The following is a 20,141-nucleotide window of genomic DNA, read 5'->3' on the forward strand; positions in this document are numbered from 1 at the left end:
GTTTTTTAGTCATGCCTCCATATGCTTGTACATACCTTCTATATAGAAGCCCAGTTCGAACGGAGGAAGCAAGCTATGGAGAAGCGGACATGGAAAGTATTGCAGATAGCCTCGACGTATATGGGGACGATCGTTGGCGCAGGCTTTGCAACGGGACAAGAAATTTTACAGTTTTTCACGCGATTCGGTTATTGGGCCTCCTTGACAATCACGCTGTCCACCTTCCTATTCATATGGCTAGGCAGCAAAATGATGATCATTGCCAGCGAAATAAGGGCAAAATCCTATGAAGATTTGAACATTGCCCTGTTCGGCGTCCGTTACGGTACGATCATCAGCTATTTCATGCTTGTCATCCTGCTTGGCGTCACGGCGGTCATGCTGGCCGGAGCCGGCACAATATTTTATGAGCATTGGGATATCCCTTACCAGATCGGGTTATTGCTTACCATTGCGGCCAGCTTCCTGCTGCTGCGAAAAGGAATGAAGGCAATTCTTGCCGTCAATGCAATTGTCGTTCCCGTGATGCTCCTGTTCACCGTCATCGTCATGATTGACACCTACCAGCGACCAGGCTCGGGCAGATTTCTTACATTGGCCACAGACCATTCCCCGTGGGCCGCATGGGCGTCGCCATTCCTTTATACTGCCTTCAACTTATCGCTGGCACAGGCGGTATTGGTACCGCTAGGGGCGAAAATAAAAGATCGTAAAACGATTGCGCTAGGTTCCTGGGTCGGAGGAATAGGGATCGGATTCATGCTGCTGGCCGGTCATATTGCGTTATCTCTCCATATGCCCGGCATTCAGCAATATTCTATTCCGATGGGCGGCATTGCAAAGCAATTGGGCTACTCTATTCAGTTCATCTATGTCTTCCTGATCTTCTCGGAAATCTTCACGACGCTGCTTGCCGATATATACGGCTTAACGCTGCAGCTGCAGGAGAGATTGAAGCTGTCACGGCAATGGATTACATTCAGCATTCTCGTTATCTGCTACTGCGCCAGCCAGATCGGATTCGGGCCGCTGCTGTCCACCTTGTATCCCTTGTTCGGTCTTATCAGTATGGGATGGCTTATCCTTATCATTCGCAAGCGAATAACGCATCTCCGCTCCTGATCGCCTGCCGCTCCACTAACCGCGCTCCCTTACACACGCTCAGCCACTCCTCCCGCACATGCTCATGGCATGTGAACAATATAATCTGCCTGTCCGCCGACATGCCGCCCAGAAGCTTCGCCGCCGCCCTTAACCTGTCACGATCGAAGTTGACGAAGGGATCGTCCAGCAGCAGCGGCAAGGGACCATGCTTCGCACTCTCCTGAAGCAGCGCCAGCCTCATCGCCAGATAGAGCTGCTCAGCCGTTCCTCTGCTGAGTGCATCGCTCGGCGTCTCTCTCAGGTCTTCGCCGACGAGTATTAACCCGCTGCCATCCGGAGGAAGCGCAACCGTGTCATATCTTCCTTCCGTCAGCTCTGCTATATAGCGGGAGGCGCGCCTGAGAACGGACGGCTGCCGCTCTTGCTCGTAGATAGACTTGGTTCCTTCAATGAGAGCAATGCCGAGCGACAATACGGCGTATCGTTCCGCATCCGCGTCCAACCTCGCTTGCGACATGCTAAGGCGAGCCTGCAGTTCTCTGCGATCTGCCAATCCGAGCCCATGAATCTCTTGCTGCAACCGCCCGCTTGCTTCATGCTGCGCCTTCTCCTCCATCTGGAGTGCTACCAATCTTAGGCGCGCAGCCTCTCGCAGCTCCGCTAACGATTCCTCATCATGCTGAAGCCATAGCTGGTGAAGCTCCTCGTAGCGCTGCTCGGACATGCCGGCAGTCAGCTCCAGCTTAAGAGCGCGATACTCCTCATCAAGCTGCCGCAAGCGCTGCTGCTGCTCCAGAAGAACGGCATAAGCCTCTTCGCTGTCTACAGCCGAACGAGTCAATATCACTTCCTTCGCGGCACGAAGTTCGTCTTTGCGCGCATCCAGAGCCAACAACTCCATACGCAACCGTTGCTCCTCCCCTTGCCAGACTTCCGCTTGCTTCCAGGCCTCTCTATGCGCTCCAATCTCGCTCTCCAACATGCGAAGCGCCACAATCCAATCCGTATCGAGCAGCTTCATAGCTTCCCTCGACATCGAGCATAACCGTTCCGCCTCTTCCCTGAATACGCTCATTTCCTCGTCAGCCTGGGCCAGCTTCGCTTCCAATCGGTCATATTGACGCAGCTGCTGCATGGCACGTTCTGCCAGTTCGAAAGCTTCCAGCGCAGCTGACGGGGTAAGTGACGTCGGCAGGCTGTGATCGGCGAGCCAGCGCTGCCACTCCGTGCCGACCCTCTCTCTCTTCGTCTGCAGCGCCTGGAGCTCCTCCTGACGTCCGGACAGCGCTCTTCGGATGCGTGTCAGGCGCGCTTCCAGTTCTTCACAGCGCCCTTGCTGCAATTGATGCTCCTGAAGCGCCTCCAGGCGCACCTGAACCGCGTTCTGCAGCACAGTCCGCATGCGAGAGATCGCGTCGAGACGACCAGACGACCACTCCAGCCCGGCGGATAAAGTCTCGGAGTCACGAACGATAGCCTCTAGCGCGAGATCAAGTCTGTCTCGCGCAGCGGATCGTCTTCCGCTGCGACTCCCCTCCCGGCCGGAGGAGACGGAAGGGGCAGAAGAACGTCTTCTTCCGCGTCCCGACGGTCGAACTTGTCGCACCAACAAGACCAGGGCAATCACGCCGGCAATGATTGCGGCGAGCGTCATCCATTGCCCTCCCAAGCCGGCTGCGGATGACACCGCCGCCCCGACCGCCGCTGCAGACGCTGTAGTCGCTGTCCACATCGGCAGCGACAGCTTCCCGGGAACACCTTGTCCATGCTCCCCAGCATCGCTCTTCAGACTCCCGCTCCTTACTTCATCCAGTTCGTATTCCCGCAGTGCCTCTTCCAACCTCTGCCAAGCGCGGCGAAGCTGCTCTTCGTTCAACGGCAGCAGATGTGCCTCGCCTTCAATCGTCGCTTCGCATCGCTCCTTCGCTCGGTTCAATAGACGGGTTGCCTGCTCCAGCCCTTGTTCTGCTTCAATAGCTTGTCCGCTAAGCGACCTTGCTTCAGCGCCAAGTCGTTCTTCCTCCAACTGCATGCTGTGCTGCCACTCTCTATGCGTACGCACGTTATCCCGATCGCCGATGGATACGTGCAGCTCGCGAAGCTGGCGTTCCGTCCACTCTGGCGAGATGCCCAGCATGAGCGATCCAATCGTCTCGTCCAGCCCCTGCAACTCCGCCTGCCATTCCGCCCTGTGGATGCGCAGCATCGACATTCGTTCCGCGCCCAACAGCAGAGCAGCAGCTTCTTCTTCAACCGCAATCAGCCTCTCGTCAATGGTTAAGCCGCTGCGCTTATGCTGCAGCCACTCCGCTTCGCGCTCCAGACGGAATGCCGCTTCACTGAGATCATTCCACGCATTCTGCAGCTCCTTCCAGCTGCCTGCCGCGCCCTCGGGCAATCGTTCAGCCTCTGCCAACCGTTCCCGCTCCTCCTCCAGCCGCCGACATGCCAGCCATAACGAATGGCCGCCGCATGCGCTGACAGTCAGCTTATGCTCGCGTTCGGCAGATGGTATTGCGGTTTTGAGCTCCTCCAGTCTCGTAAGCACACGCAGCCTCTCGCTTGTCAGCTCGTTATAACGGTCTATGGCGTTGCCGCCGGTACGTATCTCTGCGCGAAGCTGCTCCAGCTGACGCACCTCGGCAGTCATTCGCTGCGTCGTACCGCGGGGCTTGAACAGCTGCTCACGTTCCCCTTGCAGTCGTTTTAGCCCCGCTTCGATCTCGTTGCCGCCGCCCCAACCGGCTTGATACAGGTATTGGCCAAGCTCCTTACCGGACAATGCATGCACATTTTGCAGCTCAGTCAGCGTAATTGCGAATAAGTGTCGGTAGAGCCGCTCATTCACACCGCCAAGATACATTCGTTCCCATTCCTGCTGGTTGCCTGTCCAGTTTCTTTGAGTAGCTGCTACTCCCTCCTTCGGACTGCTGACGCATCGGACGTATGGCAATCCGCTTCTCTTGTCACTATACCGCTCCACGACGAATTCGGCTCCGTCCGCATCACGGAACCGCAGCCTGCCGCCGTGTCGTCCGCCAAGCAGCGGCTCATGCCAGTCCGGGCGCGAGCGACGCGGGAATCCGTACAGCATCGTCTGAATAAAGTGGTATAACGTGCTCTTCCCGGCTTCATTAGGCCCGTACACAACGACGACAGCGCCATCCATAGCCAACGATTGTCCGTTAATCGATCCGAACCCGTCTACATCAACTGACACTATCCTCATCCGTATCCTCCCGTCTCATCCGCAGCTGCAACCTCTCTTCTTCGGATTCCGCTTCATTCACGCCCGGCTCCCGTATTGCGCACGATATGTCCCACCGCAAGTCTGATTGCCTGCTCCAGCCATTCCCTGGAAGGATTGTTCCACTTGCCGCGCTGCAGATGACCAAGCTTGGGATGTGCGGCGATTCCGCCCAGTGCTTGGCTTGTGAACGACTGCCATGCGGCTTCGTCACTCTGTAGTCTTCCGGCTAAGCGAAGCAACTCCCCCACGAAGCTCTCTTCTTCTTCTAACGCCGGCCAATCCAGGGACTCGCAGGTATGCTGCTCCAGCTCATACACGAAGATCCAAGAAGTCATATCTTCCGTCGCAAGCTCCGCTTGCAGTGCTTCAAGCATGTCGGCGACGACGGCGACATCAGCAAGCTTGCTGTGGAGCGGTCCTTCTCCCGTCAGCTTCAATCTCATCATCACGGGTCGACCTTCTTCCCGTGAAGCCAGCTCGTACGATACTTCGAGCAGCTTCTCCAGCAGCTCGCTCTCACTGGGAATACCTGCAATCGATACCGTCCCCTGGATCCAACGGACTGCATCCAGTGGGCGGAAACTTAACTGTACGTCGTCCGTTCGGCATACATCTACAATATAACAGCCTCTCGCACCTGTCTCACGGGGATGACGTCCTTGCACATTGCCGGGGTATACGACATGCGGATATTGATGCAGAATGGCCCGCGTATGAATATGGCCCAGTGCCCAATAATGGAAGCCGGCCGCTGTCAATTCCCGCAGCGTGCATGGCGCGTAGGCGTCATGAGACGGATCGCCGCCCACATTCGCATGGAGCAACGCAATGTGGAACGGCGCCTCCGCAGAAGGTCGATAGGAAGAAGCGATATTGTCCGTAACCGTCCGCTTTCCGTAAGATTGTCCATATATGTAAGCAGCCAGCTCACCGCTTCGGCGGTAAGCCGGCTTGCTGCTCATAGCTTCAGGGCCAAATATGTGTACCGATTCCGGCAACTTCAGCTTCGCTCGCTGACCGCTCATATGATCATGATTGCCATGGATGGCATATACGGCAATGCCATGTTCATGCAGCTTACTCCATTCCCTCGCCAGCGCAAGCTGCGCCCTAAGTGAGCTGTCGGCCTCGTCGTACAGGTCGCCCGCCACGACCACGAAATCGACCTCTTCCCGAATAGCTAGCTCCGTCAATGCCCGAAGCGCTGCGAAGGTGGATTCCTGAAGCGCCTCGCGAACGGCAGCAGGAGCCTTGGACAATCCTCGGAAGGGACTGTCCAGGTGAATATCTGCGGCGTGTAGAAATCGGAACGGAACGTTCACGTTGTCGGCTCCTCCGATTCTACAGGCTTGTACGCGCAATATTCCTTCTTCAGCTGCGTAATGACGCGACGAAGCGAATAATCCTTCTTCGCCTTGTTCCAGGCGTCACGTGCCAGATTATAGCGATATTGCGGATCGCTCACGACCTTCTCCAGCGCCGTCGCCAGCTCGACAGGATCCTCCGGCGGCACGAGCAGTCCATTGACGCCGTCATCAATCTGCTCTGCTATGCCGCCTACATTGCTGCCGACAAGCGCAAGCCAGCATAAAGCCGCTTCCGCAAATACTGAGCCGAACGCCTCCGCGCGAGATGGCAGCACAAAAATATCGAAAAACGGCATGAATTCCTCCGGATGAAGCATATAGCCGTAAAATATGATGTCATCGTACAAGCCTAGCTCCTTGGCGAGTGTCTCCAGTTCTTCCCGTATAGGACCGTCTCCGATAATATGAAGTACGAAGGCATGGCCCCGCCTCTTCAGATCCGCGCAGGCGTGCAGCAAAATGTCCAGTCCCTTAGCCGGAACAAGCCGGCATACGGTAATCAGCTGTGGCACAGCGTTGTCATGAGCGATTGGCTTAAAGCGCTTCTCGTCGAATCCGTTGGGAATGACGCCGATATCCTGCGGTCGCTCCACATATTGACCCAGGTAGGAACGAAAGGATTCCGACACGGTCAGCAATCGGTCGGCCCTCTGTTCCAGCTCGCGGTAAATCGCCGCCAAGAACCGGTGTTCCGGTCCGCCCTCCATTATTTTCCCATTCAGCACAAGCTCCCGCTCGTAGCTGGAATGAATGGTGACAATAAGCGGCGTCTCCGGGAACAGCTGCTTCATCACCAGCGCTGCAATGGGGTGGTGCGCATGAATAATATCGTACTTCTTCTTTATCCGAAGCGCCGTCCACCAGGCATAATCCCGATAAGTCTGCATATATTTGTCCACGATGCGGTTGCCCGCAAACTTTGTATGATCGAAAGTGTGGAACATAACCTCGCCTTGGCCCTTGCCGCGCACACGCTTCGGCAACGAGAACAGCTCCATCTCCCAGCCCAGCTTCATGAATCGTTCCTGTATATAGGGCACCATAGACGAGACGCCGCCCGGCTGCTCCGGAGGAAAAAACATGGCTTGCAATACGTTCATCTATTCCAACTCCTGTTCATGAAAAACCTTAATCCAGGCAACTGTACATAATTACATACTGTTGCTCTTAAAAATATGCACGCATTAAGCCGATGAAAGAATAGTAAAGTGCTTTCCCTTTCTCTTCTACTCCGTTATAATATAATAGAACGTATGTTTCTGTAAAGACACATCTCCAAATCTGACTTGATGGTGGTTGAATAATGACTTTCATGCAATGGTTGACCGGGCCTCACGCCCAGCTGTTTTCTTCTTCATCGGTAATCGTCGTGCTCGCGCTCATGCTCTTCATGTCTATTAAATTATATGTAAGCTACCGCAGCAAAGGTACATACCGCTTGCTGATTGCCGGCATTCTGCTTATGATGGCAAGACAAGCGCTTCTGCTGCTGCTTGCGTTCCCCGGTTGGTCGCTGCTTCCATGGGTGCATATCGCGTCTACATTAATGGCTATCCTTATATTCATCGTCATCAACTTCGTGTTCATGAAGCTATATACGATTCGTTCCCTGCAGTTGAAGACGACACCGTTCATCCTGATGGTAACAGCCGCGCTGGTGCTGACAGTCGTACAGCAAGCCATCACGCCGCTGTCCGATATGAAGCCGACCGATGCCGGACATTACGTCTTCCCCCTACTGGACTTCTACAGCATTGTCATTACGGTGATGATAATGCTCAGTACGCGAAGCGCCTACATGAGCCCGAAGTATTATGCGAGCCTGCTCGTCTACTTCTGTCTGGAGCTTGCCAGAGCCGCAGATCATTATGTGTTCCACAGCTCCCAGGCGTGGCTGCTGCTGTTAGTATTGCTGCTGCCAATCGTGTATACGGGTATTCTGTTCATGCTGCTGTTCGAGTGGGTCATTGAGCGGCTCATCTCCACCTATCAGACCTCTATCATGGACGGGCTGACCGGCTTATACAACCGGCGCCACTTCAGTGCCAAGTCGGAGCAATTGAAGGCGAGGAAGCCCGTGGCAGTCATCTTCTGCGATATCGACAACTTCAAGCGACTGAATGATACACAAGGACATCACAAGGCCGACGGTGTATTGAAGCAAGTGGCTGAGATTATACGGGAGGAATCGAGCGGCATCGGACATGCAGGCCGCTACGGGGGCGAGGAGCTACTGGCCTGCATAAGCACCGATCGCGTCAAGCCCGACATCGTAGCGGAATCGATACGCCGCCGGATCGAAGAAGAGACGATTGTCACAGTGAGCGTCGGTTATAGTACATCCAAGGACAGCAAGGAGTTACACGAGCTGATCAAGCAATCTGATGCGGCAATGTATTACTCCAAGACCAATGGAAAAAATCGGGTAACCGCCTATCGCTCCATGCCGGCATCCGCCAAAGCGGCTACGACATGATACCAATCTCTCCTTACAGCAGCAAGGGACTTCGCGCATCGCGCTGAAGTCCCTTCTTGTATAATGGTTACATTAATCTATGATGGGAATAAGAAGCTCTACCGGCTCTTCTTCGAAATGCTGTTCATCCATATAGAATAGCTCAAGCGATACCGCATTCTCCCGCTTCACAAGACCTTGCTCGTTCATCCAAGCATGAAGCTGTTCGTAGCCTTCTCCGATTCGCTTATTGGAACATGCGGCCATCGCGTATCGATGCGGGGGAATACTGATCTGAACCATTCCCGGCGGTGTTTCCTCCATCTTATAGTCCACCTTGAAGCAGGACCAGAACGTGGCGAAAGATTCGTTCCCATGATAGGGGCAGTAAAGCACAGTTGACTTCGCCGCTTCGTTCAATTCATGCTTCCTCGCCATAAACTCTGTTTGCAATCGAATGGCTTCATCCGGGAAGGATGCGTAAGGACCGCAATAACTGATGCCGACTAGATGCAGAGACGGTCTTGATACGATCGAGCAGTTTTCCACGCTAGCTTCCTCCTTTTGATGGACAGAACCTGTAGGATGAGCTTTCTCCCTTGCTAGTGTAACACAAATTGCCATTAAAATGGTAGTTTTTATTGCTCCAGGCGCTTCATAAATTCTTCCGCTGCGCTATAGCCCTGCTGCTTCAAATACCAGCTGTTGGCTGCCGCTTCAATTAATCCTGCAACGTCCCGCCCCGGCTGCAGCTGAATCTCAATATGCGGAATACGAACGCCCATATATTCGACCGTCTTCTCCTCCAGCTCCAGTTCGTTGTTCAGCTCATTATCCCGCCACTTCGTCAGCTCGATATCCAGCGTAATTCTCGTCTCATCCTGGAACGCCCCTCTACCGTATAGTCTGACGACATTAACGAGACCAACGCTGCGAAGCGCCAAAAATTCCTTCGTCTTCTCATTGTGGCTGCCCAGCAGCGTCTGTGCGCTCAGCTTCTTCAGAACGACGATATCATCGGCTACCAGCCTGTGCCCTTTGCGGATGAGCGTATGTGCCGTCTCGCTCTTCCCGACGCCCGACTTGCCGCGAAGCAGCACGCCGATCCCTGACACGTTCATGCAGACACCATGAATGGCGATTTCCTGAGCTAGCGCTTTCAGCAAAAATGCATCCAGCATGCTGAGGAATGCAGACGTCGGCTCCTTCGTTCGAAGCAGTGGAATGCCTTCCTGCTCACAATACTTCGTCAAATACTTCAGACCGCTCTGGCCTGAGGTGACGACGAAGCACGGCGGATGATATTTCACTATATTGCCGATATGATGATTGCGCTCCTCATCCGTTAGCCTATGCAAGTAGGTAATTTCTTTTTTGCCCAGCACCTGCACATGCTCTTGCGGAAAGAAGTCGAAGTAACCTGTGAATTCCAGTCCCGGCCGATATGCTCTCGCCTTCTCAATTCTCCGGTCCAGCCTGTCCGCTCCTGCAAGCACTTCCAATGCGAATCTCGCCTGCAGTTCTTTTACCTGTATCGATTTCATGGAACTCCTTCCTCTCCGTCCTGCTATCATCCCCCACAAAGTGAGGCTCCACTTTGAAGCTTACGGGGGTACTTTGCAGTGACCCCGGAACTTCTCAATTCTAGCATGTTAAAAAAATCGCCCTCCAGTACAGCCGGAGCGGTAAATGGAGGACGATTAATAGCTGGTGCGTCTATTGGATTAGTAAGTGGTTGCGGTTAAAAATTGAAAACGAAGTCTTCGTCCTTCAAAGGCTCGACATTCAACGTACGTACATAACCGTTGCCTTTCTTGGAGAAGAAGTCATGCTGCTTCGTATGGGTGCTGATCCCATTAAATACGATCGGGTTGACCGGCTCCTCCGGGAAGTGCGGCTCCAATCCAAGGTTCATCAGCGCTTTATTGGCATTGTAGCGGACGTAAGTTTTCACTTCCTCCTGCAAGCCAACCGACGTATACAGATCGTCCGTATATTTCACTTCATTGTCATACAAGGTCAGCAGCAAATCGAATACTTCACCGCGCAGCGCTTCTTGCTCTTCTGCGCTGAACGTCTCGAACAGTTCTTGCGCCAGCACGCCTACGTACAAGCCATGAATGCTCTCGTCTCGCAATATCAGGTCGATGATCTCGCCGCTACTCGTCATTTTGCCTTGACCTGCCAAGTAGAGCGGATAGAAGAAGCCACTATAGAACAGGTAGCTCTCCAGGAAGACGGAGGCGGCCATTGCTTTATACAGTTCCTTCTCACCTGTAATATTTTTGTACCAAGCAGAGATTAGCTCCGCTTTACGCTGCAGTTGCTCGTTCTCCTCCACCCATTTGAAGATCGCATCGATCTCTTCATTGGATGCTAGCGTCGTGAAGATACTGCTGTAGGATTTGGCATGAATCTGCTCCATCATTGCCATAAAGCCAAGAACAGCTTTCCGTTGCAATCCGTCTACATGCTCCAGAATTTTCGGCATGCCGATGCCACCTTGTATCGTATCCAGCAAGGTCAGACCGCCGAGCACATTTTTATACAGCGTCTTCTCTTCTTCCGTCATGTTCATCCAATCCATCTTGTCGTCCGAGAGAGGAATCTCTTCATCCGTCCAAAACTGCATCACATTCTGCTGCCAGAACGTGTGCGTGAAATCGTCGTCCGGGCGGTTCCAGTTAACTGCTTTCATAATAGGCATACTCCTTCATCGCTACTTGTTCATTCGTGAATTGACTGATCCGTTAGACAGCGCAGCTCGTGCATTCCTCTACGGACAGGCGCTTCGTTCTCGTATAATATAGTGACTTGAGTCCCTTCTTCGCGGCATAAATGTAGAATCTGGCCAACTCTCTCGTCGTGACGTTGCTGTTCACATGAAGAACGGTCGAAATACCTTGGTCTACATGCTGACTAATCTCGGCGACGAGATCAATCAGCTTGAACTGATCGATATTGTAAGCCGACTTGTAATAGAAGAAGTTCTCCTGCGACAAGTAAGGCATCGGATAATAAGTGGTCGAATTCGCGTAAGTGCGCGTCTCGATATGCTCTACGATCGGCATAACGCTGGACGTCGCATTCTGGATATAAGAAATGCTCTGCGTCGGTGCGATCGCCAGCCGATACGCATGGTACAGACCATGCTTCTGCACCTTCGCCTTTAATTGAGTCCAATCCTCCGGTGAAGGAACGTCCATCCCCTGGAACAATTCCTTGACGCGATCCGTCTTCGGACGGAAATCCGTCTCCATATAACGCGTAAAGTAAGTACCCTTGGCATACTCCGAACGCTCGAAGTCCTTGAATGTGACGCCGCGTTCCTTAGCAATCTCCATGCTCTTCTCCAATGAGTAGAAGTTCATCATCATGAAGAAGACGCTGGCGAAATCTCTGGCCTCCTCGCTCTCATAGGCGATTCGATTCTTCGCCAGATAGCCGTTCAGATTCATCGCGCCGAGACCGACGGAGTGCAGCTCCTCGTTCGCCTTGCGAACGCCAGGAGCGTTGTCGATCTTCGACAGATCAGTTACCGTTGTAAGAGCGTCAATGCCGACATGGACGGAATCCTTCACCTTGCCAAGTTCCATGACGTTCACGATGTTGAGCGATGCCAGGTTGCAGCTGATGTCGCGGCGAATGATGTCATCATAGCCGTAATCATTAATTTCCGTCGTCTCTTGCAGCTGGAAGATCTCCGTGCACAGATTGGACATTTTCACATTGCCGATGTCTTTGAGCGCATGCACTTCGTTCGCATTGGACTTGTTCATGATGTAAGGATAACCGGATTCCAGCTGGATAGAGGCAATCTTCGTCAGCATCTCGCGCGCATTCATTACCGTCTTCTTCGTGACGGCCTCGTTAGCCAACAGCTCCTCGTACATTGTGTCCATATCCATGTCGTCCAGATGCACGCCATATGCCTTGTGAACGGAATGAGGACCGAAGACGACCAGCGGCTTGTTCTCCGCGGCCAGCTCATAGAATTTATTCGGAATAATCAAGCCGATAGACAGCGTCTTGATGCGCGATTTCTCGTCCGCATTAATTTTTTTGCAATCCAGGAACTCCAGAACGTCCCAGCCGAAAATATTATAATAACCCGCTCCCGATCCCTTGCGCTGACCCATCTGATCCGCATAGGAGAACGCATCCTCCATCAGCTTCAGCACCGGCATAATGCCTTTGGCCGCTCCCGCCACGCCTTTGATCGGCTCGCCTCTTCCTCTCAGCTTGGACAGGTTGACCGCAACGCCGCCGCCGATCTTCGACAGCTGCATGCACGTGCCCAGCACATAGTTGATGGAGTTCAAGGAGTCGTCCATTTCCAGCAGGAAGCATGATACCATCTCGCCGCGGCGGCTCTTGCCCGCATTCAGGAATGTCGGAGTCGCAGGCTGCAAGCGCTGCTGGATCATAGCCTCTGCAATGCTGAGCGCCTTATCGATATTTCCTTCCCCAAGATGCAGAGCTACGATGGCTACCCGATCTGCATATTGCTCCAGATACATCTTTTTGTCGTTGGATTTCAGGGCATAGTCTTTATAGAACTTGGATGCCGCCATATAGGACTGGAACTGAAAGTTGCTGCTTGCCGTCAGATTGTACACGGCCTCTATTTGTTCGTATGTATATTTGTCATATACATTATCGTAATAGTCGTTATCGATAAGGTAATCCAATTTCTCCCGCAGCGAGTCGAACTTCATGCTCTTCTCGTCTACTTCCGCCATGAATGCCAGCACGGCTTCCTTGTCCTTCTCCAGCTGATAGAAACCGTCCTCGCCGCGCTGCATCAATTCGTTGTTCAATTCAATATGCTTCAATGGTTTGCACCCTCTCAACAAAATGTAACCTATCCTGTGTCGTACCTGACAACTCAAACTTCGCAATGACGGGGACGTCATACTTCTGGGAAATGGTATCCGCACTCTTGGCGAAGCCCGCTCCCCAATTCCGGTTGCCGCTGGCGGCGACGCCGCGCAGCAGTCCATGCTTCGCCTCCAGAAAGCTTGCAACCTTCTCCGGAACTTGTCCGAAGCCTGTCGTGTATGTAATTAATACATAAGGCTCGTCAATGTCGCGACACTCGTCAATCGACATTGTTCGCATGTCTAGCTTGTTGACGAAACGCTTCACATTGCCTGTTTTTGAGTCATAGACAACTAGCATCAACGCCCGCTCCTCTACCGAATGATAGCAATAAAAATGCGCTTCTGTCCCTGAATGTGGCAGATGCGCTAGGTAACGATTCGCTTAATGGCTATCCTTTTAAAACACTACATACATCAATATGTAGTTGATGATTTTGATTCTACATCAATATATAGGTTCCGTCAATCAAAAATATGGTTTTTCTTTTTTCTCCGTTTTAAAGCGTACTCGACTATTCTATCAGATATAGCTATGATGGGATAGTGACATTTTATAGCTAGCCGTGGAGGTTGACATGAAAGAAATCATAACCCGGGAAGAAGCGGTTCGGGAGCTTCATAGACTGTTCGCCGAATCGGGACGAAAGTCTCAAGATCTATTGGACTACGTAGATTCGCTTGAATTCGAGCGCAATCGACTTCGTGAAGAAGTACGTCAACTCAAGCACACTACATCGATACGTCGGGCTGCGGGGGATGCCATGAACAGCCGCTTGAAGGATGCGCTGCGTGAATAGCGGAGACGGATGTGAGCATTTGGGGCGATGGATCACATGATCCTGCCCTTCCCGCCTCCTATGTGCTCATCCGCGCAGCGAACAACAGGCCTATGCGCATTGCACATAGGCCTGTTGTTCGTTACTTGATCGCGGCGAAAAACAACCGCTCCGAGCCTGCATGGGGCGGCTTGAGCTCGAAATCCGCATAGCGGTGGACCTCGCTGAAGCCGGCTCGCAGCAAAGCTGCCTGTAGCCAATCGGGATCATACGCCCGCTGCATATGCGTCTCCTGAAAGCGGGAGAAGCGGTTGTCCGCTTCTTGCTTGAATATCGTGAGTTGATGCTCGATCTGACAACGTTCTTCGTCGAGCTCGCACAGCCATATGTAAGCAATATCCCGTTCGTCAAGCACGAACGGCTGCTCCTCGGCGTAACGCCGGAACTGCTTCGGCGGATGCACGTCGAACAAGAAAACGCCATCGTTAGCCAAACCTTGGCATGTAGAACGGAACGCCGCCTCCACATCCTCTTCCTCCGTCAAGTAATTGAGACAATCGCAGAACGATATTACGGCGTCCACAGGCTCATGGAGCTGCCAGGCACGCATATCCTGCTGAAGCCATCTCACAGAGCCTGTACGCGTCCTGAGCGCCTGCTGGGGCGCTTCCTCCCACTTGCTGCGAGCTACCGCCAGCATGTCCGAGGAGTAATCGATACCGTATACTTGAAAGCCGGAACGGGCAAGCGGAATCGCAAGACTGCCGGTACCGCAGCCCAGATCCGCCACAGAGGCCGGCATGCCGTAACGCCCCCATGCCGCACGGGCGAAGCCGAGCCAATCCGCATAAGGCATGTCCTCCATGAGCTGATCGTATACGAGGGCGAATCGTCCATAGGATTGAGCCATTACCGATCCGTCCCTCCCCCGTCCTTAAGCTCCTTCAAGTACGTCCAGCTTCCCTTCTGTTCAACCAGACCGTCGCGCATCAGCTTGCCGAGCGCCCGCTTGAACGCCCCCTTGCTAATGCCGAAGCGCTGCTTAATCAGCTCCGCTTCCGTCTCATCGGAATAAGGCATACCACCGCCCGGACGTTCCTTCAGGAAAGCCAGCAGACGATCCGCATCCTCCAGCCTGCCGACTTCCTTGCGCTGAGCCATGGACAGATTAACGCGCCCGTCCTCGCGTACATAAGTGACGCGAACGCGAACGCGCTCGCCCAGCCGAAGCGGCTTGATTCTCTCAGCGGCAGGAATGAGACCGTATGCGCCGAACCCGACGACGCCCCCGTCGATAAGTACGAAGGAGCCCATCTGCAACGACTTGGTCACCCATCCCTCCACCCAGGTGTTATTCCAGCTCTGCGGAGCGGCGAATACGAGCGGTGCCAAGTCCTCTTCCAAAGCGAGCTTGGCGATCGGTCGTCCCATCTTGTCTTGCTTCATAATCACGAACACCTCATCGTCCGGCAGTGGACGATAGGCGATATGTTCCGGAAGCTCGGACAGCGGCAGCAGCAGCTGGCGGCCGAGTCCCATCTCCAGGAAGCAGCCGAGCCTCGGGTGAACGTCGGCGACCTTCAGCCGAGCTAGCTCATCCAGCTGCAGAAACGGACGCTTCATCGTCGCAGCAATACGGTCCTCCGAATCATAGAAGAGGAACGCCTCGATTTGCTGGCCGACCTTGGGCTTGGACCCCGTCAGCTCAGTATAGGGCAGCAGCACTTCTCCTTCATCATTGGCCAAGAAGAAGCCGTATGGCGACACTTCCCTGGCTACGTTGAACACGCTAGTCGTGCCTGCGTTCAGGCTCATGCGAACTCCACAACCTTCGCATCGGACCACAAGCGTTCAATATTGTAGTACTCCCGTTCCTCGCGATGGAATACGTGCACGATAACGTCGCCCAGATCGATCAGCACCCATCGCGCGGAATCCGCTCCTTCAATGCCGCGAACTCTAGCGCCGCGTTTGTCCGCCTGTTTTTTGATCTCTGTCGTGATCGCTTGCACTTGCGTATCGGAGTTCCCGCTGCAGATTAAGAAGTAATCGGCAACGAGAGACACTTCTTTTAAATTTAAAGCAACGATATCTACCGCTTTCTTCTCTTCCGCTGCGGCTACCGCCAACTTCAACAGCTCGTCTGAATGTATGGCCATGCCTTATCCTCCCTTAATGTGTTGGATCAAATCATTGCGCGCATCAATCGTTAGCGGATAGATTCGCTTGCCCTTCGCAATGAGAAAGGCAATGGTATTGTCGAAAGCTGCAAGCATGCTCTCTTCCAAATTCTTCGCGCTTAGTTCCCGAATCCTATCCACGCCCGGGAAATCCCTTCCGGGCTCTATATAGTCCGCAAGCCATACAATCTTCTCCAGCTTCGACATTCCGCTTCGTCCCGACGTATGATAACGTATCGCATCAAGCACTTCGTTGTCCGTCACGCCGAATTCATGCTGCGCAACCCACGCCCCGACAGGCGCATGCCACAGCTCTTTGTCATAAGCCAGAAGATCGCCCGGAAGATGCTGCTCGGATATGATGAGCTCCATTCGGTCTACCGGCCAATACTTGGCGACATCGTGCAGGATAGCGGCCAATTCCGCCCGCTCCGCATCCTCGCCGAACCGCTCGGCTAGCACCACCGCAGCAGCCATCACGCCTTCAGTATGAAGCCACCGGCGCTCCGGCATCTCCGCTTTCACGCGCTCAATCAATTGGTCTCGCTTCATATAATCCGCGTCTCCTTATATATTGATACACCGGCTCCGGCACAGCATAGCGAACGGAACGCCCCTCTGCAAGCCGTCGGCGAATCGCGGTGGAAGAGATGCCGATTGCGGGCATGTCCACCATTGTCAGCCGCTGCTTCAGCCAATTCGGAAGCGCTTCGATGCGAAGCGCTTCTGAAGGTCGTTCCAGACCGATGAACGCAATTCGCTCCGCAAGCTCGTTGATTCTGTGCCATTGATGAAGATCGTGTATCCGATCCGAGCCGATAATGTAAGCGAAGCTGCAATCGGGATAGCGCGACTGCAGCTCGATTATCGTATCGATGGAATAGCTGACGCCTCCCCGATGCAGCTCCAGATCGAGCGCACGGAACGTTTCATTTCCTTCGATCGCCTTACAGACCATCTCGTAGCGCTGCTCCCCGCTTACACCCGGCTCATTCGACTTTAACGGGGATACTGCGGAGGGGATGAACCACACCTCGTCTAATCCGGCGGCATCCCTTGCCGCTTCCGCCGCCAGCAGATGTCCGGTATGAATGGGATCGAAAGCTCCTCCCATAATGCCGATATGCCGCATTTCGCGTCGCCCCCTCGCTATCCTTGCTATGGCAATTCGATCGTCTTGTGATCCTTGGACTCCTTGTATAGAACGATCGTTTTGCCGATGACCTGCACCAGCTCGGCCCCAGCAGCCTCCGCCACCTCTGCACCGATCTCCTTGGGATCGTCCAGACAATTATTCAAGACGGATACTTTAATCAGTTCCCGTACCTCCAGCGCTTCTTCAATGTGACGAACGAGGTGATCGTTCGTGCCTCCTTTGCCCACTTGGAATATAGGCTGAAGATGATGCGCCTCTGAGCGCAGGAATCGTTTTTGTTTACCTGTTAGCATTGTATAAGCTCCTTCTTTGTCACAACTTAAGACTGCAACGATGTCAGCACCGTCTCCCGCATGGCAGCTACGGGAGCGTCCTCGCCCGTCCAATATTCGAACGCATATGCCCCTTGATAAATAAACATGCCCAGTCCGCCATGGATTCGACAGCCGCGCGCTTCCGCTTCTGTTAGGAACAACGTCTTCATCGGGTTGTAGATCAGATCGCTGGCTACGGCTCCCGACTTCAGCCATGCCGCATCGACAGGCGACTGCTCCGTATTCGGATACATGCCCACGGAAGTCGTATTGATGACAATATCCGCTTCGCTGCACAGACCGGGCAGCGCATCGTAGCTGTCGGCTTGCAGCGCAGGGAATTTCTCCCGGAAGTCATCCGCGAGACTGTGCGCGCGATCAGCGGTCCGATTGACGATTGCGATGCTTGCCGGACCCTCGCCGATCAGCGCATATACAATTCCTCTTGCGGCTCCGCCGGCTCCGATGACGACGATTCGCTTGCCCGACAGCTCCGGCTCGGCTTCCTCCTTCAGCGAGCGGACATAGCCGATGCCGTCCGTATTGTAACCGACAAGCCGGCCGCCCCTGTTCACAATCGTATTCACCGCACCAATTGCTCGTGCTGCCGGATCAATCTCGTCCAGCCATTCCATAACGCCCAGCTTGTGCGGAATCGTGACATTGACGCCGCCTACGCCCATCGCCCTGACACCCCTGACGAAATCGCCCAGACCTTCCGCCGTTACATGGAATGCGGCATAGATGCCGTTAATGTCCTTCTCTTGAAACGCCCGATTCAGCATAAGCGGCGATCGGGAATGGCGTACGGGGTCTCCGATAACCCCGTATAAAATCGTATGGCTGTCAATCGACAAACCAGATGCTCCTAACGTCACAGCATCTCTCCCCCTTACTCCCATTGTGTCCAGCTTGCCCCGTCGTCAAGCCCTTATAGACGTTGCAGCGTTATACCAATGAAGGACGCAGCATGACCTTGACGCCTTTCGGCGCATATACGTCCAGTTGCGCCCCTTGCGTGCTATTGACGCTTATCCAGCCAAGTCCGGACACGAACACATCTTGCTTGCTCCCCTTGGCTACCTGCAGACTGTGTCTCGTCCATTCCGGAACGGAAGCAAGTTCTTCCTCGCTCGGCGCACCGAGCAGCTCCCCCTTATGCTCCTGGTAAAGCTCGTCGGCGCGTTCCAGCTTCGTCCGATGGATATTGAGCGCGTTGGAGAGATAGAGCGTGAACGACTGACGTTTTCCCTTCACGAAGTCGAAGCGAACGATGCTGCCGATGAACAGCGTCTGGCCGTCATTCAGCTGATAGACGAGCGGCTTGATCGGCTTGTCCGGCAGCAAGGCGCCAAGAAAGCTGCGCGGAACGACCTCTGTCAGCCTGCTCGTGTATACAATGCCCGGCGTATCGATAATCGCCTTTCCGTCGTCAAGCGGGATGCGGATTGCATCCAGCGTCGTTCCAGGATAGCGGGAAGTCGTGAGCTCCTGCTCCATATCGCTGTAATCCGAGATAAGACGGTTAATCAGCGTCGATTTGCCTACGTTGGTCGCACCTACAACGTATACGTCACGTCCCTTGCGATGATAGTCCAGCGCCTCGATGACCCGTTCGAAGCCTATATTGCGCTTCGCGCTGCACAAGACGACATCGACCGGCCGCAGTCCCAGCGCCTTCGCTTGCTGCTGCACCCAATTGCGAACCCTGTTCGTATTCAACGATTTCGGAAGCAGATCGATCTTGTTCACGACGAGCAGGACGGGATTATTGCCGACGAAGCGGCTCAAGCCCGAGATTAAGCTGCCCTCGAAGTCGTACAGATCGACGATATGGACGACGAGACTGCTTGTTCCGCCGATCGCTCCCAGCAATCGAAGGAAATCATCCTGATCGACGGCAACAGACGCCGCTTCATTATAATGCTTGATCCGGAAGCAGCGCTGGCAAATAATCGGCTCCCGCTCCAGCGCCGCTTGGGGCACATACCCCGGCAATTCCGGGCTTTCTGTCTGCAAGCTTACGCCGCAACCTCCGCAGGATAGGGAGGAATTGGATTGTTCTTCTTTCATCTGTGTGTCTCCTCCTCATACCATAAACCGCGCTTGCGAAGTCTCGACAGCGCTATTCGTTCAATTCTTCGATTAATTAAAGTCGTGAATCCTTCATCCAGCGGAGCGATGGGGGTCACAAGTATCGTGTAGAGTCCCATCCGGTTGCCGCCCAGCACATCTGTCAGCATCTGGTCGCCGATCATCACCGTCTCCTCCGGCTTCAGTCCGAGCATGTTCAGCGCTCTGCGGAACGACTTCGCGATCGGCTTCCTCGCCTTGTGCAGGAACGGTACCTGCAGCGGTGCAGCGAAGCTGCTTACCCGCAAACTGTTATTGTTGGAGAGAATAACGACGCGGAAGCCGGCTGCCTTCAACTTGTCCAGCCACTTCACCAGTTCCGGCGTAGCGAGCGGTTCCTTGGCACCGACCAGCGTATTGTCCAGATCGGTAATAATGCCCTTCACGCCGCGCGCCGCCAGTTCCTCCAGATCGATATCGTATACCGAATTGACGCGCATATTCGGCAGTAACTTCTCAAGCATACCTGCAATCCCTCTTCCTTCTACCTCTCTGCTATCTTACGAAACTATACCATATAAAT

General features: G+C 53.9%; 20 protein-coding genes. 3 read left to right on the forward strand and 17 right to left on the reverse strand.

Annotation, left to right across the window (positions count from 1 at the left end):
- The first annotated feature begins 75 nt into the window (after nucleotides 1-75).
- On the forward strand, nucleotides 76-1,122 hold the full coding sequence (locus ACFQ2I_RS22900) for a YkvI family membrane protein (RefSeq protein WP_377568530.1): 1,047 nt from the start codon (nucleotides 76-78) through the stop codon (nucleotides 1,120-1,122).
- On the opposite strand, the gene ACFQ2I_RS22905 is transcribed toward ACFQ2I_RS22900, so the two are convergent.
- Genes ACFQ2I_RS22905 through ACFQ2I_RS22915 form a run of 3 tightly spaced genes read right to left on the reverse strand, consistent with a single transcriptional unit; the run spans nucleotide 1,088 to nucleotide 6,821 of the window.
- On the reverse strand, nucleotides 1,088-4,333 hold the full coding sequence (locus ACFQ2I_RS22905) for an AAA family ATPase (RefSeq protein WP_377568533.1): 3,246 nt from the start codon (nucleotides 4,331-4,333) through the stop codon (nucleotides 1,088-1,090). The genes ACFQ2I_RS22900 and ACFQ2I_RS22905 overlap by 35 nt on opposite strands.
- A 53-nt stretch (nucleotides 4,334-4,386) precedes the next feature.
- Complete coding sequence (locus tag ACFQ2I_RS22910) at nucleotides 4,387-5,676, reverse strand: metallophosphoesterase family protein (protein ID WP_377568536.1); 1,290 nt, start codon at nucleotides 5,674-5,676, stop codon at nucleotides 4,387-4,389.
- The gene (locus ACFQ2I_RS22915; protein WP_377568539.1) at nucleotides 5,673-6,821 is read right to left on the reverse strand and encodes a glycosyltransferase family 4 protein; all 1,149 of its coding nucleotides are present in this window, start codon (nucleotides 6,819-6,821) and stop codon (nucleotides 5,673-5,675) included. Before ACFQ2I_RS22915 ends, ACFQ2I_RS22910 begins: the two co-directional genes overlap by 4 nt.
- Before the next feature lie 203 nt (nucleotides 6,822-7,024).
- Between ACFQ2I_RS22915 and ACFQ2I_RS22920 the strand changes: the two genes are divergently transcribed.
- The gene (locus ACFQ2I_RS22920; protein ID WP_377568542.1) at nucleotides 7,025-8,197 is read left to right on the forward strand and encodes a GGDEF domain-containing protein; all 1,173 of its coding nucleotides are present in this window, start codon (nucleotides 7,025-7,027) and stop codon (nucleotides 8,195-8,197) included.
- A gap of 72 nt (nucleotides 8,198-8,269) precedes the next feature.
- Here the strand turns inward: ACFQ2I_RS22920 and ACFQ2I_RS22925 are convergent, their stop codons facing one another.
- The 5 genes from ACFQ2I_RS22925 to nrdI all read right to left on the reverse strand — a co-directional run bounded on the left by ACFQ2I_RS22925 (nucleotide 8,270) and on the right by nrdI (nucleotide 13,357).
- Nucleotides 8,270-8,725, reverse strand: a complete 456-nt coding sequence (locus ACFQ2I_RS22925) for a GyrI-like domain-containing protein (RefSeq protein ID WP_377568545.1) — start codon at nucleotides 8,723-8,725, stop codon at nucleotides 8,270-8,272.
- Between the two features lie 89 nt (nucleotides 8,726-8,814).
- Entirely contained in the window at nucleotides 8,815-9,720 is a 906-nt protein-coding gene (gene hprK / locus ACFQ2I_RS22930; protein ID WP_377568548.1) for an HPr(Ser) kinase/phosphatase, read from the reverse strand.
- A 197-nt stretch (nucleotides 9,721-9,917) separates the two neighbouring features.
- The gene (gene nrdF, locus ACFQ2I_RS22935; protein ID WP_377568551.1) at nucleotides 9,918-10,874 is read right to left on the reverse strand and encodes a class 1b ribonucleoside-diphosphate reductase subunit beta; all 957 of its coding nucleotides are present in this window, start codon (nucleotides 10,872-10,874) and stop codon (nucleotides 9,918-9,920) included.
- A gap of 52 nt (nucleotides 10,875-10,926) precedes the next feature.
- Complete coding sequence (nrdE, locus tag ACFQ2I_RS22940; RefSeq protein ID WP_377568554.1) at nucleotides 10,927-13,011, reverse strand: class 1b ribonucleoside-diphosphate reductase subunit alpha; 2,085 nt, start codon at nucleotides 13,009-13,011, stop codon at nucleotides 10,927-10,929.
- Nucleotides 12,998-13,357, reverse strand: a complete 360-nt coding sequence (gene nrdI, locus ACFQ2I_RS22945; protein WP_377568557.1) for a class Ib ribonucleoside-diphosphate reductase assembly flavoprotein NrdI — start codon at nucleotides 13,355-13,357, stop codon at nucleotides 12,998-13,000. Before nrdI ends, nrdE begins: the two co-directional genes overlap by 14 nt.
- 277 nt (nucleotides 13,358-13,634) lie before the next feature.
- On the opposite strand from nrdI, the gene ACFQ2I_RS22950 reads away from it, so the two are divergent.
- Nucleotides 13,635-13,856 carry a hypothetical protein gene (locus ACFQ2I_RS22950; protein ID WP_377568560.1) on the forward strand — a complete coding sequence of 74 codons (222 nt, stop codon included), beginning with the start codon at nucleotides 13,635-13,637 and terminating at the stop codon, nucleotides 13,854-13,856.
- Nucleotides 13,857-13,977: 121 nt separating this feature from the next.
- Here the strand turns inward: ACFQ2I_RS22950 and ACFQ2I_RS22955 are convergent, their stop codons facing one another.
- Genes ACFQ2I_RS22955 through ACFQ2I_RS22995 form a run of 9 tightly spaced genes read right to left on the reverse strand, consistent with a single transcriptional unit; the run spans nucleotide 13,978 to nucleotide 20,082 of the window.
- Complete coding sequence (locus ACFQ2I_RS22955; RefSeq protein ID WP_377568562.1) at nucleotides 13,978-14,745, reverse strand: class I SAM-dependent DNA methyltransferase; 768 nt, start codon at nucleotides 14,743-14,745, stop codon at nucleotides 13,978-13,980.
- Nucleotides 14,745-15,650, reverse strand: coding sequence for a CvfB family protein (locus ACFQ2I_RS22960; protein WP_377568565.1), 906 nt, complete (start codon nucleotides 15,648-15,650; stop codon nucleotides 14,745-14,747). Before ACFQ2I_RS22960 ends, ACFQ2I_RS22955 begins: the two co-directional genes overlap by 1 nt.
- Nucleotides 15,647-15,994, reverse strand: a complete 348-nt coding sequence (gene rsfS, locus ACFQ2I_RS22965; RefSeq protein ID WP_377568568.1) for a ribosome silencing factor — start codon at nucleotides 15,992-15,994, stop codon at nucleotides 15,647-15,649. Before rsfS ends, ACFQ2I_RS22960 begins: the two co-directional genes overlap by 4 nt.
- Nucleotides 15,995-15,997: 3 nt before the next feature.
- Nucleotides 15,998-16,567 (reverse strand): bis(5'-nucleosyl)-tetraphosphatase (symmetrical) YqeK, encoded by a 570-nt coding sequence (gene yqeK / locus ACFQ2I_RS22970; RefSeq protein ID WP_377568572.1) that lies wholly within the window; start codon nucleotides 16,565-16,567, stop codon nucleotides 15,998-16,000.
- Nucleotides 16,545-17,147 carry a nicotinate-nucleotide adenylyltransferase gene (gene nadD / locus ACFQ2I_RS22975; RefSeq protein WP_377568574.1) on the reverse strand — a complete coding sequence of 201 codons (603 nt, stop codon included), beginning with the start codon at nucleotides 17,145-17,147 and terminating at the stop codon, nucleotides 16,545-16,547. Before nadD ends, yqeK begins: the two co-directional genes overlap by 23 nt.
- A gap of 26 nt (nucleotides 17,148-17,173) precedes the next feature.
- Nucleotides 17,174-17,464 (reverse strand): ribosome assembly RNA-binding protein YhbY, encoded by a 291-nt coding sequence (gene yhbY, locus ACFQ2I_RS22980; RefSeq protein ID WP_377568577.1) that lies wholly within the window; start codon nucleotides 17,462-17,464, stop codon nucleotides 17,174-17,176.
- Between the two features lie 26 nt (nucleotides 17,465-17,490).
- On the reverse strand, nucleotides 17,491-18,387 hold the full coding sequence (gene aroE / locus ACFQ2I_RS22985; protein ID WP_377568580.1) for a shikimate dehydrogenase: 897 nt from the start codon (nucleotides 18,385-18,387) through the stop codon (nucleotides 17,491-17,493).
- Nucleotides 18,388-18,433: 46 nt separating this feature from the next.
- Nucleotides 18,434-19,558: a ribosome biogenesis GTPase YqeH gene (gene yqeH / locus ACFQ2I_RS22990; RefSeq protein WP_377568583.1), complete on the reverse strand. Its 1,125-nt coding sequence runs from the start codon at nucleotides 19,556-19,558 to the stop codon at nucleotides 18,434-18,436.
- Nucleotides 19,555-20,082, reverse strand: coding sequence for a YqeG family HAD IIIA-type phosphatase (locus ACFQ2I_RS22995; protein WP_377568586.1), 528 nt, complete (start codon nucleotides 20,080-20,082; stop codon nucleotides 19,555-19,557). Before ACFQ2I_RS22995 ends, yqeH begins: the two co-directional genes overlap by 4 nt.
- Nucleotides 20,083-20,141 lie beyond the last annotated feature (59 nt).

Origin of the sequence: Paenibacillus chungangensis (assembly GCF_042675905.1) — a bacterium.
In the GTDB taxonomy this organism is placed as follows: Bacteria; Bacillota; Bacilli; order Paenibacillales; family Paenibacillaceae; genus Pristimantibacillus; species Pristimantibacillus chungangensis.

Excerpts from the sequence above, each read along its gene's own strand:
- ACFQ2I_RS22900 (WP_377568530.1), top strand. The coding sequence starts at position 76 with ATGGAGAAGCGGACATGGAAAGTATTGCAGATAGCCTCGACGTATATG.
- ACFQ2I_RS22905 (WP_377568533.1), bottom strand. The coding sequence starts at position 4,333 with ATGAGGATAGTGTCAGTTGATGTAGACGGGTTCGGATCGATTAACGGA.
- ACFQ2I_RS22915 (WP_377568539.1), bottom strand. The coding sequence starts at position 6,821 with ATGAACGTATTGCAAGCCATGTTTTTTCCTCCGGAGCAGCCGGGCGGC.
- ACFQ2I_RS22920 (WP_377568542.1), top strand. The coding sequence starts at position 7,025 with ATGACTTTCATGCAATGGTTGACCGGGCCTCACGCCCAGCTGTTTTCT.
- hprK (WP_377568548.1), bottom strand. The coding sequence starts at position 9,720 with ATGAAATCGATACAGGTAAAAGAACTGCAGGCGAGATTCGCATTGGAA.
- nrdF (WP_377568551.1), bottom strand. The coding sequence starts at position 10,874 with ATGAAAGCAGTTAACTGGAACCGCCCGGACGACGATTTCACGCACACG.
- nrdI (WP_377568557.1), bottom strand. The coding sequence starts at position 13,357 with ATGCTAGTTGTCTATGACTCAAAAACAGGCAATGTGAAGCGTTTCGTC.
- ACFQ2I_RS22950 (WP_377568560.1), top strand. The coding sequence starts at position 13,635 with ATGAAAGAAATCATAACCCGGGAAGAAGCGGTTCGGGAGCTTCATAGA.
- ACFQ2I_RS22955 (WP_377568562.1), bottom strand. The coding sequence starts at position 14,745 with ATGGCTCAATCCTATGGACGATTCGCCCTCGTATACGATCAGCTCATG.
- ACFQ2I_RS22960 (WP_377568565.1), bottom strand. The coding sequence starts at position 15,650 with ATGAGCCTGAACGCAGGCACGACTAGCGTGTTCAACGTAGCCAGGGAA.
- rsfS (WP_377568568.1), bottom strand. The coding sequence starts at position 15,994 with ATGGCCATACATTCAGACGAGCTGTTGAAGTTGGCGGTAGCCGCAGCG.
- yqeK (WP_377568572.1), bottom strand. The coding sequence starts at position 16,567 with ATGAAGCGAGACCAATTGATTGAGCGCGTGAAAGCGGAGATGCCGGAG.
- nadD (WP_377568574.1), bottom strand. The coding sequence starts at position 17,147 with ATGCGGCATATCGGCATTATGGGAGGAGCTTTCGATCCCATTCATACC.
- yhbY (WP_377568577.1), bottom strand. The coding sequence starts at position 17,464 with ATGCTAACAGGTAAACAAAAACGATTCCTGCGCTCAGAGGCGCATCAT.
- aroE (WP_377568580.1), bottom strand. The coding sequence starts at position 18,387 with ATGGGAGTAAGGGGGAGAGATGCTGTGACGTTAGGAGCATCTGGTTTG.
- yqeH (WP_377568583.1), bottom strand. The coding sequence starts at position 19,558 with ATGAAAGAAGAACAATCCAATTCCTCCCTATCCTGCGGAGGTTGCGGC.
- ACFQ2I_RS22995 (WP_377568586.1), bottom strand. The coding sequence starts at position 20,082 with ATGCTTGAGAAGTTACTGCCGAATATGCGCGTCAATTCGGTATACGAT.